17 protein-coding genes and 2 pseudogenes are annotated in these 15608 nt (G+C 41.5%); 1 reads left to right on the forward strand and 18 read right to left on the reverse strand.

Annotated features, from left to right (window positions below):
- Positions 1-118: 118 nt before the first annotated feature.
- Positions 119-724 (forward strand): hypothetical protein, encoded by a 606-nt coding sequence (locus LCL89_RS04165; RefSeq protein WP_224807930.1) that lies wholly within the window; start codon positions 119-121, stop codon positions 722-724.
- Between the two features lie 189 nt (positions 725-913).
- Here LCL89_RS04165 and LCL89_RS04170 read toward each other — a convergent pair whose 3' ends face one another.
- The 18 genes and pseudogenes from LCL89_RS04170 to LCL89_RS04255 form a co-directional block, all read right to left on the reverse strand.
- The gene (locus LCL89_RS04170; RefSeq protein ID WP_224807932.1) at positions 914-1258 is read right to left on the reverse strand and encodes a hypothetical protein; all 345 of its coding nucleotides are present in this window, start codon (positions 1256-1258) and stop codon (positions 914-916) included.
- 220 nt (positions 1259-1478) lie between these two features.
- Positions 1479-2288 (reverse strand): immunoglobulin-like domain-containing protein, encoded by an 810-nt coding sequence (locus LCL89_RS04175; protein ID WP_224807934.1) that lies wholly within the window; start codon positions 2286-2288, stop codon positions 1479-1481.
- Between the two features lie 240 nt (positions 2289-2528).
- A complete protein-coding gene (locus LCL89_RS04180; RefSeq protein ID WP_224807936.1) occupies positions 2529-2999 on the reverse strand; it encodes a hypothetical protein in 471 nt (156 codons plus the stop codon).
- Between the two features lie 19 nt (positions 3000-3018).
- Entirely contained in the window at positions 3019-3687 is a 669-nt protein-coding gene (locus LCL89_RS04185; RefSeq protein ID WP_224807938.1) for an HAD hydrolase-like protein, read from the reverse strand.
- A gap of 206 nt (positions 3688-3893) precedes the next feature.
- Positions 3894-4517: an HAD family hydrolase gene (locus tag LCL89_RS04190; RefSeq protein WP_224807940.1), complete on the reverse strand. Its 624-nt coding sequence runs from the start codon at positions 4515-4517 to the stop codon at positions 3894-3896.
- On the reverse strand, positions 4510-5304 hold the full coding sequence (locus LCL89_RS04195; RefSeq protein WP_224807942.1) for a nucleotidyltransferase domain-containing protein: 795 nt from the start codon (positions 5302-5304) through the stop codon (positions 4510-4512). Before LCL89_RS04195 ends, LCL89_RS04190 begins: the two co-directional genes overlap by 8 nt.
- Before the next feature lie 152 nt (positions 5305-5456).
- Entirely contained in the window at positions 5457-6023 is a 567-nt protein-coding gene (locus LCL89_RS04200) for a GNAT family N-acetyltransferase (protein WP_224807944.1), read from the reverse strand.
- 132 nt (positions 6024-6155) lie between these two features.
- A complete protein-coding gene (locus LCL89_RS04205; protein WP_224807946.1) occupies positions 6156-6353 on the reverse strand; it encodes a hypothetical protein in 198 nt (65 codons plus the stop codon).
- Between the two features lie 169 nt (positions 6354-6522).
- Positions 6523-6783, reverse strand: coding sequence for a stage V sporulation protein S (locus tag LCL89_RS04210; protein ID WP_197315966.1), 261 nt, complete (start codon positions 6781-6783; stop codon positions 6523-6525).
- A 108-nt stretch (positions 6784-6891) separates the two neighbouring features.
- Positions 6892-7689, reverse strand: a complete 798-nt coding sequence (locus LCL89_RS04215; RefSeq protein WP_224807948.1) for a TIGR00282 family metallophosphoesterase — start codon at positions 7687-7689, stop codon at positions 6892-6894.
- Between the two features lie 154 nt (positions 7690-7843).
- Complete coding sequence (gene rny / locus LCL89_RS04220; RefSeq protein WP_224807956.1) at positions 7844-9406, reverse strand: ribonuclease Y; 1563 nt, start codon at positions 9404-9406, stop codon at positions 7844-7846.
- 328 nt (positions 9407-9734) lie between these two features.
- Positions 9735-10169: pseudogene (locus LCL89_RS04225) on the reverse strand (recombinase RecA); the annotation flags it as partial.
- A gap of 269 nt (positions 10170-10438) precedes the next feature.
- Positions 10439-11062 (reverse strand): endonuclease domain-containing protein, encoded by a 624-nt coding sequence (locus LCL89_RS04230; RefSeq protein WP_224807958.1) that lies wholly within the window; start codon positions 11060-11062, stop codon positions 10439-10441.
- 65 nt (positions 11063-11127) lie between these two features.
- Positions 11128-11742, reverse strand: a pseudogene (recA, locus tag LCL89_RS04235) (recombinase RecA); the annotation flags it as partial.
- Positions 11743-11898: 156 nt separating this feature from the next.
- Complete coding sequence (locus LCL89_RS04240) at positions 11899-13146, reverse strand: competence/damage-inducible protein A (RefSeq protein ID WP_224807960.1); 1248 nt, start codon at positions 13144-13146, stop codon at positions 11899-11901.
- A complete protein-coding gene (gene pgsA / locus LCL89_RS04245; RefSeq protein WP_197315962.1) occupies positions 13143-13721 on the reverse strand; it encodes a CDP-diacylglycerol--glycerol-3-phosphate 3-phosphatidyltransferase in 579 nt (192 codons plus the stop codon). Before pgsA ends, LCL89_RS04240 begins: the two co-directional genes overlap by 4 nt.
- A gap of 104 nt (positions 13722-13825) precedes the next feature.
- On the reverse strand, positions 13826-14767 hold the full coding sequence (locus LCL89_RS04250; RefSeq protein WP_224807961.1) for a helix-turn-helix domain-containing protein: 942 nt from the start codon (positions 14765-14767) through the stop codon (positions 13826-13828).
- 3 nt (positions 14768-14770) lie between these two features.
- A complete protein-coding gene (locus tag LCL89_RS04255) occupies positions 14771-15562 on the reverse strand; it encodes a DUF3388 domain-containing protein (protein WP_197315960.1) in 792 nt (263 codons plus the stop codon).
- Between the last annotated feature and the right edge of the window lie 46 nt (positions 15563-15608).

Below are 15608 nucleotides of genomic sequence, written 5' to 3' on the forward strand. Positions count from 1 at the left end.
AGACAAAGATTCTTGAGTAAAATACTTGAGTTTGAACATGAATGGTATAGGATTTATCATTTGAATTGAAATTTAGTTCTAAAAAAAGAACATATCATGTCAGGGAGGAATAATAGCTTTGAATAAAACGTTCTTACCATTTGTAGTCTTAGCTTCATTTATGCTTTTAGCTGCTGGTTGTTCAGATTCCTCATCTGAAACCAATCAAAACAGCGGTGAAGAATCTTCTACCGTTTCTACCGAAAAGGATAGTGGTTCTGTTTCTAAAGACAAAGAAACCATCCGCACTTACTTGGAATATGAGTTCACCGGGCCGACCAAAGAGCTCAGCCAAGCTTACGAGAAATTTTATGCAGATGGATCCGACCGTGACCGTTCCATATTAAAGACTTATATTGATGACCATTATAAACCTCTTGTGGCTGAAAATGATTACCCCGAATTTGTAAACGTCGGTCATGTTCTTGAGTGGCTGGGAATGGCACAGCGAACGGGGTACGAACTGAAACCAGCAGACATCCGAATTGTAAAAGATGAATCTGGAATGAAAGATGCTTACACTTACACTTTCCAAGTCAGAGTGGAATACAGTAAAGAGGGAAAAACCGACACAGCCATGGTTACAGGAAACATTCATTTGAATGAGAACAACCGAATTTCGTTAATTGGAAATGTAAGTGACAGATCATTGAGGTCAGGAATGCTGTCATCTTTTAAAAACTGATTCGAGCTTAAGAATTTGAAATTAAATTCTAAAATTCTTTAATAAGGTCAACCCAACCAAAGGGTTGACCTTTTTTAATTGCAAGTTTTCATGGGTTTATAATCCTCATAATATAAAAGAACTCTCTAGCCAGAGAGTTCTTTAAAACCTTTCATTTTTAAAACGCACACTTATATTGGGGTTGCAGTTCTATTTATATGCCTTTGAAAATGTCGAAGGTGTAAATGAAACTTTATATTTTCCCTCAAGTTCTTTCTGTAATTTCTCTGTTAGTTTCAATCCTTCTTTGTTATGATCTTCTTCAAGTTCAATGCCATTAGGGACTATTCCGTCTCTTTCCCAATCAATCCATTCACCATACTTTCCGATCCATTCCATTAACTCAAACTTCAAATCGCGTCTAATTGGAATCTCTTCAATGTCAAAATTACAATTACAGCGATGGCACCAAACAGGGTCTGCCCCCACATCTCCCTTAACTTTCAATTCTTTGATTTCTTGAATTTTACATAGACATCTCAAATTGTTTTCCATCTCCATTTATAAAAATAAACTATCCCTTAAGAAAGATAATCTACCCAGCAATTACCTTCATTCTTTGAAAAATCATTGCTGGTTTTTCATTATTTGTGCATTTATAATTTGTGTACTTAAGTGAAAGGGGAAGGTTAGGTCATATAAATGGAGATAAGTAGTATGGATTCCAGCTATTATGACGATTATTATTTAGGATATGGAATCTCTACTCTTGAGCTTAATCCACAGTAAATTCAGCAGCAAGCTGTTTCTTGATATCAGTATCCTTTGCTTTCAATGGTTGAACTACTCGATACTTCCCTTTGTCTAAACCCCAGTCTTCCAGATGAATTTGCTGTATAAGAACTTCTCCTGGCGACAATTCATAACCTATGTCCTCAACAGAACGAGTAAGATTAATCGTCTTCCAGTTCCCATCCTTATTCTCCTGAATAAAATAATCCTTCCCGAAGAATAGCCAGGTAGGTCCCCAATTTTCTACTTTTAACGTTAGGCGTTTAGCGGTTTGTTCTTCAATGGAAACTTGGGCGTTTAATTCACGAGGGGGCACGTAGTACATTACAACATCTGTATCCAGAACTTCTCCTTCATCACCTAATATCTCCTGGCTGTAGGAATACAACACACCATTTTCCTCAGGTAACTGAACCGTAAGTTTCTCTCCTTCTGTAAAAATTTCCTCTCTTACGATCCGCAGCTTCTCCAATTCTCTATTTCTTTCCACTAACTGGACTCTAACTTTTTGTTCAGGAAAGACTTCAAAGGAACCCACATCTTCCTTCGGTTCTGCCATGAAGAAAGGGTTATTGATGAACAACCCTTTAAAATACTTTCCTGTAAACGGCTCATATCCCGTTTTTGCATAGATATCATCCGACGTCCAAGGGCGGTGATCTGAAAAGCTCAACTCATTATTCGGAGACCCAATTTTACTTGGAATCACTTGAGATGCCATTTTTGTATTTCCGGAAGAGCACCCAATTGTAATGACAATCAAGCAAACAAATACAGCTATCCTTTTCTGCAAAGACATCCCCCCTCCGTTCTAGAAAATGTAATCAATACATTGATTTAGACGAACTCCCCGGTTGGGAGTTACAAAAAAAGTAAGAACATCCAAGAGTTTCTCCCATTCTTATTCACACTCGTTACTATTCGTGACTTATGTATGATTTTAAAAATTCCATTCTCTTTTGGTTGTTTATATAAGACTTCGATGTATCGAAGGAGACTCTTAGCTGATGTACCTTCTATTCTTTTATGTAATTCAATTAACTTTTAAAGCTTCTGCCTCATGTTTAACCTTAGATATCACATCTTCCTCATAAAATTCTAATGCCACTTTGTCACCTTTAAGCCGGTCAATCATTTCACTAATTTCATACCACTCTATCAAATCATCAGGATAGTATAGTTCTGTCGCCACAACATGGAAGATTTTTTCAGTTAAATAAACGAGATCAGAGTAATTATCAGATTTAATTATTTCATTTGCTAGATGTCCTATATGAGCTCTCGCACAAACTTCAAAGACAGGCTGTTGAACTTCCAGCTCATTCAGGGCTTTTTTAAAATATTCTTCTACTTCAAAGATATTATCTTTAATAGTAAAAGAAGCAATTATGTATAATGATGGTGAATACACGCTTTTCTCTAATAAACTGTGTGACCAATGAATATAGTCTTCAACTAAAACGGTCTCCTTATGGATTTTATAAAATAGAGCATTTGTCTGCATACGTTACCCCCTTAAATAGTTAAACCATTGAGTGTTTTGATCCGTTGAATAAAAACGTTAATTCATTCAAATCATGGATGACCACATCAGCTTGAGAAAGCTCTTCTGCTTTTGCGAAATCAAAATGGCATCCGATTGCTTTGAAGCCATTACCTTTGGCAGCATGGATATCTGAAAGACGATCTCCGACGACCGCTCCATCTCTAATATTGTGAGTTTCAGCAATTTCTTTTACCAAGTCCGTTTTATTCAAGCTGTCGATCTGTTCTATACTGTACGTTTCAGAGACCCATCGATCCAATTGATAATACTCGACAATGGCATTCAAATATTTTTTCAATCCGTTACTGGCTATGTAAATATCGAACTGATTCGCTTTCAAATGGGTGAATACCTCCGTAACATACGGATACAATTCCCCTTTTCCCTCTTTGATATTTGTTACTAAACTATCAAGAAAATACGAATCCACTTGCGACCTATGTTCAAGGGTAAATTCAGGTAATAACGTTTCCCACACTTCAGGTAAAGGTACTCCCATAATTTCACGGTATTGCTGAAGAGGAGTTTCCGCACTCCATAAACCTCTCTTCCTTAAGTCATCGAACGTGTCATCCAGAGACAATTCTAAAATTTTCGCCGTCTGGAACAGCGTACCGTCCATATCAAATATGATTGCTTGAGTCATATCGCATTCCCCTTACTAATTAAAAAATGATTAAATCAGGTCATCTTCGCCTTTTAACCTTTTCACTTCTTTTTCGAGATACCCTAAACGCCGCTGTATTCTATAAAAAATGGGAACATAAGCAATTACCAGAATGATCATCCAGACCATTCAAACCGCCTCCTTTCAATGAGTTTCATGTCGTCTTACATTACTACAACCTCCATTTATTTTCCATACAATGTTAAGAGATCATCAAATCTATCTATCACTTCATCGTACTGTGGTACCTGTCCAAAACCATACGCTGCGTAGACAAACGGAACGCCCGCATATCTGGACGCCTTGTAATCGCCTTCTGTATCTCCGACATATACAGGATGGGAAAGGTTATTTCTGTCGATGATCAATTGAATGTTCTCCCCTTTAGAAAGTCCTGTCCGTCCTGGATTTTCAAAGTCTGAGAAATAGTTTCCAAGCTTGTGATAGGCATAAAAAGATTCTATGTATCCATCCTGGCAGTTGCTTACGATAAAAAGCTTGTACTTTTTTGAGAGTTGATTCACCACCCTCTCTGCATTATGGAAGAGAAGTCCACCTTTGTCCCTTAAGAAATCTTTCTCCATATCCCCACACTCCTGAATCAATCGCCTTTGATGATCCTCATCTGCTTCGGGGAAGAGAATTCTTCCGACCTCGTCCATTTGAAGGCCCATGATTCCCTCTAAATCTGTTCGTGTCAATTCTTTTTGAATCTGATCCGATTCTCTTATTCTGCTATTCCATGCTTCCAGGACGGTATCGATCGGGTCCCAGATCGTTCCATCCAAATCAAAAATGATACTATCCATTCGTAAGCTCCCCTCTACATATGTTTTCGAAATGACCGACCATCCTTTTCAGAAAGGATTGAGTTTGATGATCGACGGCGTTATGAGATATGATCCATTCCATTTCCCCATTTAAAAGTGCTGCTATCTTCATCACAGCTTTTTCATGTGATGAAGGGTTCACAGACTCATAAATATCTTTAATAGACTCTACTTTATCCAACGGAAGATGATTGGTTACGGCTTTCAACCCGAGGCGTGAACGATCTTTTTCATATCCATAAAGCATGACATTGGAAAAACTGCTCATGGTATAACGCAGCATTTCTGCGGCCCAAAGGTGATTCCCTCGCTCAGAGGCCTTTTTATATTGAAATAGAAACCATGCTATATCCATGACATAATCTTTGAATTCTGTATCAGAGAGTGTAAGTTTACCATCCGTAATGTATTGTTCCATCATATTCTCCGGGTCATATAGAACAGTGAAATAATCTTTGTTTTGAAAGGTTTCTTCGGTCACTGTAAAAAGGTCGACGTGCAGATAATCGTCATATACAGCGATGACCTGAGGAGCGATAATGAAAATGTCATCATAAAAAATGATTTCCCTGTAAGCTTTCAAGTGGGTGGATCTTCTTGAGAGAAAGTTCTCTTTATCTTGTTCATGAATGAGACAATATAAATCGACGTCGGAATGGGAGTCGTGTTCATTCCTTCCCATGGACCCCTTCAGGAATATACTTCGCACCGCAGGATCTTCTTTAAGGCTTTCTACAATTTTATCCACGGCTATTTCTTGACGCATGATTTCCTCCCCCTTATTGGTAAAGATAAACATTACGTCATTTTACCGATTTTTCTTAAAATTTTCAACAATTTATTTGACATGAGGGAATAAGTGTAACTTTCAAGCTTACCTTAGAAGTCTTGATCCTATAAAGCCTTGCAAGACGTCTCTCAACCAGGCGAGTTTTTACAGTAGATCAGGTTATCCGTCCACTCTCCAAACTCATAAATGAATCCTTTTCTCGTGCACTCATACTCCAAGCCCACACGCTCTGCAAGCTTAACCGAAGCAGGATTATCTAGATTGATGTGGGCTTCTATCCGGTGAAAGCCAAGCTGTGTAAAAGCAATGTTCAACGCCGCTTCAACAGCTTCTTTTCCGTATCCGTTCCCCCAATGCTGATTATGTATAGAATATCCGATCCTTCCCCACTGGAAGTTGTCCCGACCTAAAGTTGAAAAATCCACCATTCCTAGATGGACGTCATCTTCCTTTCTGAACACACCAAATATATGAGCGGAATCGTTTAAGGCGAACTGCTGGTGTTTCTCTACTAAACTGTTGAACCAATCCACTGTGCATTCCGTCATATCCAGTTTTCCTTTGTCATGGCGATGCATAGATGGATAACGGTTTTTAAATTCCGTCAGCCAATTTTTATAGTCCGTTTTTAATAGAGGTCGAATGACCAACCTTTCTGTATTCACTTCTAAATGAAATGCTGTTTCAAGATCCAATTCACCAGCTCCTATTCATCTATTTTTTTACATAAAATTCCCATGCCTTAAGGTTATCAGAATCGATGAGTTTCTCCTAGTACACCAATAAAAAAAGTGTACCCAGTAATGAGTACACCCAAGAAATAACATTCATTGTTGTTTTCTTAATTCAGCAGTCAGGTTATTGATTTCCACGATGACACAGATTAACAGGCCAGAGATGACCCCAAATAAAGTAGAAAGGACTAACAGACTTTCTGAAGCATACCCTGCACCAGCGAACATCATAAAGGTCATATAACCAAATACAGCTCCTAAAACGATTCCTGATATAATTCTTAACAACATGTAATTCCTCCAAGAACATTCAACTATTAATAGAATTTATGTAAAATTCCCTGTCCATTGTATCAGAGTCATTTGATTATTGCCGCGTTCATTCCCTGCAGAACTAAAAAGGCCGCACTCGTTGAAGAGTACGGCCTTTGTTGTTTGAAGGTTATGGAACTATTGACTGTTAGCGAGGCTCGACAATCAGCTTGATTGCCGTACGTTCCTCCTCCTCAATCATAATGTCGGTAAAGGCTGGAATACAAATCAAATCCAATCCACTAGGGGCTACAAATCCCCTGGCTATGGCAACGGCTTTAACTGCCTGATTCAAAGCTCCAGCTCCGATCGCTTGAATTTCGGCGGTACCGCGCTCTCTCACCACATTTGCTAAGGCTCCTGCTACTGAATTAGGTACGGATTTTGCTGATACTTTTAAGACTTCCATTACTAGTTCCTCCTTCAATCACTATAGTTGTTCCATAACTACTATATTCTTGGAGATGTAGAATATTACCTTTTCATTATGAAGGAATTTGTCGCAAAATTCAAACTTTCACTCGAAGAAAGGATGGTCGTCATTGATAAGTATACGCTGGACTTTCTTCGCTTTTCCGGTCTCATTGTCTACATCTACCAAAAATCCGCTTAGTTGTGTCCTACCCTTTTTTGGAACTTCAAAACGTACTGGAAGATTTGTGAGGAATCTTTTTAGGACAGCTTCTCTTTCCATACCTAATATCCCATCATAAGGTCCTGTCATACCTACATCGGAAATGTATGCGGTCCCCTGTGGAAGAATCCTGTCGTCTGCCGTTTGGATATGGGTATGCGTGCCCACATTCACACTTACGCGGCCATCCACATACCATCCCATCGCCTGCTTCTCACTTGTGGCTTCAGCATGGAAATCAAGGAAAATGAACTTCGTACGCTTTTTGGCTTCTTCAATCAGTTCGTCGATTTTCCGGAATGGATCGTCATTCGGGCTCAGGAATGTTCTTCCCTGGAGGTTGATGACGGCCACTTCAGCTTTTGGAGTTTTGACATAAGTAATGCCCTTACCCGGCGTGCCTTCAGGAAAGTTAGCAGGGCGGACGAGATATTTAGCATCATCTATAAAATCAAAGATCTCTTTTTTATCCCATGCATGGTTTCCAAGCGTGACCGCCTGTGCACCTTTTTCAAGAAAACGACGGTAAATCTTTTCAGTGATCCCTTTGCCGGATGCTGCGTTTTCTCCGTTAATGATGGTCACTTCCGGCTGGTATTTCTGCTTCAACTTAGGTACATATTCATCTACCATATCTCTACCTGGAGAACCTACGACGTCTCCTATAAATAATATTCTCATAATCGGACCCTTTCTATTTTTCGTAATCAAAATAATCCTTACTAAGTACTCTGGTTATATCGGAAAGAATGTACTCTGCCTTATACATTTTTTCCTGATCTGAGAGTTTCAGTCAAAAATAAATGAAGCGACCGGAACTGGCCGCTTCATCGTATTATTTCGCGTACTCCACGGATCGTGTTTCACGAATCACTGTCACTTTAATATGGCCTGGATAATCGAGTTCACCTTCGATACGGTTTCGAATATCTCGAGCCAGTTTGTTTGCTTCAAGATCATCAATTTCATCAGGGCGAACCATAATTCTTACTTCACGACCAGCTTGGATGGCGAAGGATTTCTCTACTCCATCGTAAGATTCAGAGATCTCTTCAAGCTTTTCGAGACGTTTGATATAGTTCTCGAGTGTTTCACTTCTAGCTCCAGGGCGTGCCGCTGATAGGGCATCGGCTGCAGCGACGAGTACAGAAATGATGGAAGTCGGTTCTTCATCACCATGGTGAGAAGCGATTGCGTTAATGACTGTCTCATTTTCTTTGTACTTGATCGCAAGTTCTTTACCGATTTCTACGTGGCTTCCTTCAACTTCGTGGTCGATCGCTTTACCGATATCATGCAGCAAACCTGCACGACGTGCGAGCACTTCGTCTTCGCCAAGCTCGGCAGCAAGTAAGCCGGATAAGTAGGCAACTTCTGTCGAGTGTTTCAGGACGTTTTGACCATAGCTCGTACGATATTTCAAGCGGCCAAGGATTTTGACCAAGTCTGGATGAAGACCGTGGACACCAACCTCAAACGTAGTTTCTTCACCCACTTCGCGGATGTAATCATCCACTTCACGACGAGATTTATCGACCATCTCTTCGATTCGAGCCGGGTGAATACGTCCGTCTTGTACAAGTTTCTCGAGTGCCATTCGTGCTGTTTCTCTTCGGATCGGATCGAAGCCGGAAAGAATGACAGCTTCTGGCGTATCATCAATAATCAGATCAATTCCTGTCAACGTTTCCAGTGTACGGATGTTACGGCCTTCACGACCGATGATCCGACCTTTCATTTCATCGTTAGGCAGGTTGACAACAGAAACGGTCGTCTCTGCGACATGGTCAGCAGCACAACGTTGCAAGGCTAGTGAAAGAATGCTTTTCGCTTTCTTGTCTGCTTCCTCTTTCGCACGGTTTTCGGCTTCTTTGATCATGATAGCTGATTCATGCGATACTTCTTGCTCCACTCGTTCTAAAATGATTTGTTTCGCCTGGTCTGATGTCAAGCTTGAAATGCGTTCAAGCTCAGTTTGCTGTTCTTGAAGCATAGCTTTCACTTTGCTTTCCATTTCTTCAATTTGTTGTTGTCTCTCGGCAAGAGTTTCCTCTTTCTTCTCGAGTGATAGATCACGCTGGTCAAGCGTTGCACTCTTACGATCAAGATTCTCCTCTTTCTGTGTTAAACGATTTTCAGTTTTCTGCAGTTCTACGCGGCGTTCGCGGATTTCGTTCTCCGCTTCCTGGCGAAACTTCTGATTCTCTTCTTTCGCTTCAAGAAGAGCTTCTTTTTTGGCTGATTCAGCATTTCGTCGACCTTCTTCTACGATTTGCTTTGCAAGTTCTTCAGCACTTGAAATTTTCGCCTCCGCGATCGATTTCCGAATAAGATAACCAACAACAGAACCGATGATAAGGGCAAGCAAAATGAAGATGAGCGAGGATATCAAATCCATATTTTCACCTCCTCTTGCTATGAACTTGGTCCGTTTGTCGGTAATTACAAACGTTTCATTTTCAGTTTCATTTCATTAAATTAAGGGTATAAAGATGAAAATGATACACATTCATTTTATGCTTGACCATGCATAATGTCAAGGAATCGTCATATTCCGGCCATCACTATTTTTAAATATTTGAAACTATCTGTCTTTTCTATCAGGCTAAATCCTTGTGCCTATCGACTTTTACAACCTTCGACATCCGCTGACATTTTTTAAAATAAATATGTAAAAAAAGGCAGCACCTTTGATGGGCGCTGCTTTTTTTAATCATTTAAAAGAGTTAAACATCCAAAGTCTCTTGATTTTCAGACTTAGAATCTGCTGCTTCTTCAGGGTCTGACTCCATCTTATAGTGATCGCGGATGAGACGTTTCACTTCTTCATACACTTCCACATTCTCTTTCAAGAATTGTTTCGCATTCTCACGACCTTGACCAAGTCTTTCATCATTATAAGAGTACCAGGAACCGCTCTTCTGGATGATATCCAGGTCGGTACCGATATCCAGCAGTTCCCCTTCACGGGAAATACCTTCTCCGTACATGATGTCTACTTCTGCTTGTTTGAATGGCGGGGCTACTTTGTTCTTCACGACTTTTAGACGCGTCTTGTTCCCGACCATTTCGTTCCCTTGTTTCAATGTTTCTGCACGGCGGACTTCAAGACGCACGGAAGAATAGAACTTCAGTGCACGACCGCCAGGAGTTGTTTCAGGCAAACTCTATAGATTTTCCATTTCTATAGTGTGGACTATATCTTCATCTCGATCCTAAATCGAGAGCCTTGCACTTCCAGCAGCAGCCTATCTTCTACTGTACCCTACTCAGTTGACTCATTAAAGAATCCTTTTCGGTAGTCTCTACACCTTCCTAAAAATAGGCTTGGCACGGTATTACCCTTAAGTAATGGGGGGCTCCACCGTTAGCAGCTTTTAAAGCTACACCCTTAGGCAATAAGGTTCACAAGGTTTTTTGCTTGCTATCGCTAGCAAGGGAAACCCTTAGTAAACTCTTTAATCTTCTGCAATACTATATCTTTTTGTGCTAATTGTTCCTCATGGATTACTAAGTAATAATACCCGTGTGATTTTAAATATGCCTGCTTTCTTTTATCGCGATCTTTAACTTTAGGAATAGAATGGGACCAACTTCCATGTACATCTAAGCAATGCTTTCTGCCTAAATAAAAGTCAATCGACCATTTATTAATTCTTTTTTGCTTAAGATAAGCAAGGTCCATTTCAATTAGAAACTTTTCAACTTTTTGCTCTATAAGGGTGTCATAATTCTTCCTTCTAACTTGAATCCCGAGTTGTTTTCTCCGCCTAGCTACACAAGCATCAGTAACTCCATACTTGGCAGCAATTTCAACATGAGAGAGGTAAGGGTTTTTTAATTCCTCCAGGACTTCACTACTTTTTGGAAGGTATAACTTCCAATGCCTTGTTCTTTTCAACCCTAATAAATTGATTATTTCTCCAACTCTCCTGTAATCAACACCTATGGCAGAAGCAATTTCGGTTAGCTTTAGTTGATAGTTCTCTTTGATATAGTCAACTTGCCATTGTTCTATATTCCTAAATGTTCGGTTCGCAATTTTCACAGGCATTTACCACAACTCCATGTAAGCAATTTAGCCAGCGAGATACGTCATTCAGTAGATTAAGCAACTAATTGTTGATTTCCGAACATGACTCCGACCTTTTCGCGAATTTGGTTGATGAAAATGGCCGTCGTTTTCGATTTGCTGATGGCACCAGAAAGCTTACGAAGGGCTTGAGACATCAAACGTGCCTGCAAACCGACGTGGGAGTCTCCCATTTCACCTTCGATTTCTGCCTTAGGTACAAGGGCTGCTACGGAATCAATAACAACCATGTCTACTGCTCCACTACGAACGAGGGCTTCCGCGATTTCTAACGCTTGTTCCCCTGTATCCGGTTGAGAGAGTAATAGTTCTTCGATATCGACACCAAGTTTCCGTGCATAAACAGGATCCAGGGCGTGCTCTGCATCGATGAATGCGGCCGTGCCACCTTTACGCTGAGCTTCAGCTATCGCGTGCAGGGATACGGTCGTCTTACCGGAAGATTCAGGACCATAAATTTCTACGATTCTACCTCGTGGATAACCGCCGACTCCCAGCGCGACGTCCAAGGCTAGTGAGCCACTTGGAACGGTGTTGACTTTCTGTTCCGCTCCATCGCCCATTTTCATGATGGAGCCTTTACCGAACTGTTTTTCAATTTGGCGTAACGCCATATCTAACGCTTGTTTACGATCACTCATACTATACCGCCTTTCAAAATTTCTACTCCTATCATAACTTGTTTTTTACCGTTTGCCAACTAAAAAGCGAATATTTGTTCCCTATTTTTCTAGGTGAATAAAAAAGGGAATTTTCAAGTTTATCAGATGTAAATTTGAAAATTCCCATTGGTTCTCTTAGTTGTTTTTCATCTTTAAATAATAGAATAGAAGCTCATAACCTTTTTTCACGGCCCGCTTCCTCACTTTATCACGCCCACCATCGAAATGATAGCTTTCTACGAACGAATACTCTGAACCAGCCTGCAAGGCAATGTAAACGGTCCCCGGCTCATGACCTTCGCTTGCGTCAGGACCTGCCACGCCCGTAAAGCTGAGCGTGACATCTGCATTCAAACGATATCCTGCATTTTCTGCCATTGTCTCTGCACATTCCGCACTGATGGTGCCATAGGAATCAATCAAGGACGCCGGCACTCCCAATACGTGTTGTTTCGCCTCGGGTGTATAGGTCACAAGAGCGCCTTTACAAACGTTTGAAGCTCCAGGTAAAGAGATGATTGCTTCTATGAACTTTCCTCCTGTCAGACTCTCTGCTGAGCCTACAGTAAGCTTCTGTCGTTTGAGCAGGTCACGAACCGTCTCTTCAATGGTCACCTCATCACTGCCATAGTAGAACCGGCCGACGCGGTCTAAAACGACCTTTTTCATTTCTGAAACATTGTTGATGGCTTCTTCATGACTTTCCCCTGTCGCTGTAATCCGTAAACCCACTTCTCCTTCACCGGCCAACGGGGCCAAAGTAGGGTTGGTTTGATTAGAAATCAAATCACTGAGCTCATCTTCCAAAGAAGACTCCCCAATCCCGATAAAACGCATCATTTCTGAAACGATTTCGGATTTTAGGTCATATGTTTTACGGAGGTGCGGGAGGACATATTCGGTCATCAACTGTTTCATCTCGGATGGCACTCCCGGAAGGAAGACCCACATCGTCCCCTCATGTGTAACGATTTGACCTGGAGCCATACCTTCATCATTCTGCAGTACCTGGGCATGTTCGAACACAAGTGCTTGTTTTCGGTTATTTTCTGTCATGGGCAAGCGATTTTTCTCATAATACGAAGAAATCCTGTCCATCGATTTTGGATCTTCAATCAGCTTCTGCTGCAGAATCATTCCAGCAGCATCCCTCGTCATGTCATCTTCTGTAGGACCAAGTCCACCAGTGATGATGATGACTTCTGAACGTCGCTCAGCTGTTTGAAAAGCGTCCTGGACTCTGTCCATGTTGTCTCCTACTACATGGTGATGATAAACAGGCATCCCGATTTTAGCCAGCTGCTGGGAGATCCATTGGGCGTTCGTATTCGCAATCTGACCGAGAAGAAGTTCTGTACCGACAGCTATGATTTCTGCGTTCATTTGGAATCCCTCATGACATGCCAGTTTTTCTTAAAGTAATCGTAACCGGAATACACCGTTATAATTAAGGCCAGGTATAAAGCAATGGTGCCTAACGGGAAACCGATGAATGCGAGCGGCCAATTGTGAAGCAGCAAGAGGGAAATCGCGACGATTTGGATCCATGTTTTCAACTTGCCCATTTGACTTGCAGCAAGCACACTGCCTTCTCCTGCAGCCACGAGACGCAGGCCTGTGACCGCAAACTCACGGCTGATGATGGCAATCACGATCCAAGCGGGAGCAAGCCCGATTTCCACAAGTAAAATCAATGCGGCACTGACAAGAAGTTTATCAGCCAGCGGGTCTAAGAACTTCCCTAGATTGGTAACAAGATTGTACTTCCTTGCAATATAACCATCAATCCAATCGGTTGTCGATGCAATGATGAATAAAAGCGCACCTAAAAAGTGGGAAACAGGCAGTTCACGTTCCCCCATTTGAAACGCTCCCCAATCAAAAGGGACACTCATTAAAACGATGAAAACAGGGATTAATAAAATACGGGAAATGGTTATTTTGTTTGGCAAATTCATGGGTTCACTCTCCTAAAATCAAATACATAAAGGCTGTCCAACACTAGACATAAGGACAACAGCCCCTCTATATCCATGCTCTGGACAGCCTTATCTTAAACTTCTTACTGGAAATTCAGCAAGAGTTTTTGAGTAGAAATGTTCGGTTTTGGAAATTCAACAGGCTGCCCGTTCACGTTGACGACTACGGCAGGAGCGTTTCCTGTCTTCACATGCAGTTGTTCTTTTCCTGTCATATCAAGTTCAATCGGTGAATCTTCTGCCGTGTACTCGATCGGGCTGATCAAGCTTTCGCCACCTTTAGGAGCTTTCACTTCTAAATACGTACGGCCTGTAATTTCTATCGTCACTTTGGGATCTTCAACACCTGATATTGTGTACACGTGCTCAGGGAAAGATCCTGAACCTTCCTGGACAAGCTCTGCTTGTAATTCTTCAGCAGGCTCCTCCTCTTTTTCTTCTTCATCAGAGCTGCCTGAATCTGAGGATTCCCCCTCTTTATCAGAGGACTGATCACTGTTACCTTCCTCTTTCGGTTCTTCTTCATCCGCAGGCTCTTCGGTCTGTTCAGGAACGCTGATATCATCACCGCCGGTTTCCGCCTGCCCTTCGGTGCCGCCTCCATTAGAATCGTTCCCATTCAATAAGAAAGCCCACACCATAAACAGAATACCGACCACAAGGAGGACCGTCATAATGCTTGGAAACAATTTGAAGGCTTTCGAGCTCTGGGCTGCATTGTTCGTTTTGGCTTTATTGACACGACTATACTGCACGAACCCTTCATCTTCGAATGTCGGCAGTTCACTTTCATGCTCCTCCATGACCTGCTCGGGATCCAACCCCACAGCTGAAGCATATTCACGGATAAATGCCCTTGTGTAAAACTTGCCAGGGAGAACACTGAATTCATTTTTTTCAATCGCTTGTAGGTAACGTTTTTGAATTTTTGTCGTCTCTTGTACTTCTTCTAAGGACAACCCTTTGGATTCACGGGCTTCCTTCAGTCGTTGTCCGATCTCCATATCCATGTCAACACCATCCATTACTTAAAAATCAAACATGGAAAACCCATCATTCATGGACATGCTTGGTTTTTCCACGGTCTCATAGGTTATTTCTTCATCATCGTTATTGCGGAGTTCAATAATGTAATCAAAATCATCCATGGAATATTCGGTTTCCTGAACAAAAATATCTGGATGTTCAATCACTTTTGTAGCAGGCAGTCGCATAATTTCCCTCACCAGCTGCCAATGTTGTTCTGTAGCACGCCTGGCAGAGACGACACCATCAATGATATAAAGGTTGTCCTCACTGTATTCATCCTCAATCAATTGATTTCTCACGGTCTGTTTCAAAAGCGTGCTGGATACGAACAACCATCTCTTGTTCGCACAAACACTCGCGGCTACGACAGATTCTGTTTTCCCTACTCGAGGCATTCCCCGGATTCCGACGAGCTTATGCCCTTCTTTCATGAACAATTCTGCCATGAAGTCTACGAGGAGACCCAGGTCTTCACGGTTGAAACGGAAAGTCTTTCGATCGTCAACATCACTATGTATATATCTTCCGTGCCGGACAGCCAATCGGTCTCTCAGTTTAGGTTTTCTCAGTTTGGTCACTTTGATTGTATCCATCGTATTCAGGATCGACTTCAACCTCGTGATCTGCTCTTCATCCTGGCACAAAAGAAGCATGCCGCGGTGAGAGTTTTCCACCCCATTGATCGTTACAATATTGATCGCCATCATACCTAACAACGAAGAAATATCTCCAAGAAGTCCAGGGCGGTTGTATTGTATTTCATATTCTAAATACCATTCCTGTTTCTCCATAACACAACTCCTCTGGAAAATGTCAGATTTTGTCTAGGTCATTCGA

Source organism: Halobacillus yeomjeoni, assembly GCF_020171525.1.
Taxonomy (GTDB): domain Bacteria; phylum Bacillota; class Bacilli; order Bacillales; family Halobacillaceae; genus Halobacillus; species Halobacillus yeomjeoni.

Excerpts from the sequence above, each read along its gene's own strand:
- LCL89_RS04210 (WP_197315966.1), bottom strand. The coding sequence starts at position 6,783 with ATGGAAGTCTTAAAAGTATCAGCAAAATCCGTACCTAATTCAGTAGCA.
- LCL89_RS04240 (WP_224807960.1), bottom strand. The coding sequence starts at position 13,146 with ATGAACGCAGAAATCATAGCTGTCGGTACAGAACTTCTTCTCGGTCAG.
- LCL89_RS04215 (WP_224807948.1), bottom strand. The coding sequence starts at position 7,689 with ATGAGAATATTATTTATAGGAGACGTCGTAGGTTCTCCAGGTAGAGAT.
- LCL89_RS04170 (WP_224807932.1), bottom strand. The coding sequence starts at position 1,258 with ATGGAAAACAATTTGAGATGTCTATGTAAAATTCAAGAAATCAAAGAA.
- LCL89_RS04180 (WP_224807936.1), bottom strand. The coding sequence starts at position 2,999 with ATGCAGACAAATGCTCTATTTTATAAAATCCATAAGGAGACCGTTTTA.
- pgsA (WP_197315962.1), bottom strand. The coding sequence starts at position 13,721 with ATGAATTTGCCAAACAAAATAACCATTTCCCGTATTTTATTAATCCCT.
- LCL89_RS04250 (WP_224807961.1), bottom strand. The coding sequence starts at position 14,767 with ATGGATGGTGTTGACATGGATATGGAGATCGGACAACGACTGAAGGAA.
- LCL89_RS04230 (WP_224807958.1), bottom strand. The coding sequence starts at position 11,062 with ATGCCTGTGAAAATTGCGAACCGAACATTTAGGAATATAGAACAATGG.
- LCL89_RS04255 (WP_197315960.1), bottom strand. The coding sequence starts at position 15,562 with ATGGAGAAACAGGAATGGTATTTAGAATATGAAATACAATACAACCGC.
- rny (WP_224807956.1), bottom strand. The coding sequence starts at position 9,406 with ATGGATTTGATATCCTCGCTCATCTTCATTTTGCTTGCCCTTATCATC.
- LCL89_RS04185 (WP_224807938.1), bottom strand. The coding sequence starts at position 3,687 with ATGACTCAAGCAATCATATTTGATATGGACGGTACGCTGTTCCAGACG.
- LCL89_RS04190 (WP_224807940.1), bottom strand. The coding sequence starts at position 4,517 with ATGGATAGTATCATTTTTGATTTGGATGGAACGATCTGGGACCCGATC.
- LCL89_RS04205 (WP_224807946.1), bottom strand. The coding sequence starts at position 6,353 with ATGTTGTTAAGAATTATATCAGGAATCGTTTTAGGAGCTGTATTTGGT.
- LCL89_RS04195 (WP_224807942.1), bottom strand. The coding sequence starts at position 5,304 with ATGCGTCAAGAAATAGCCGTGGATAAAATTGTAGAAAGCCTTAAAGAA.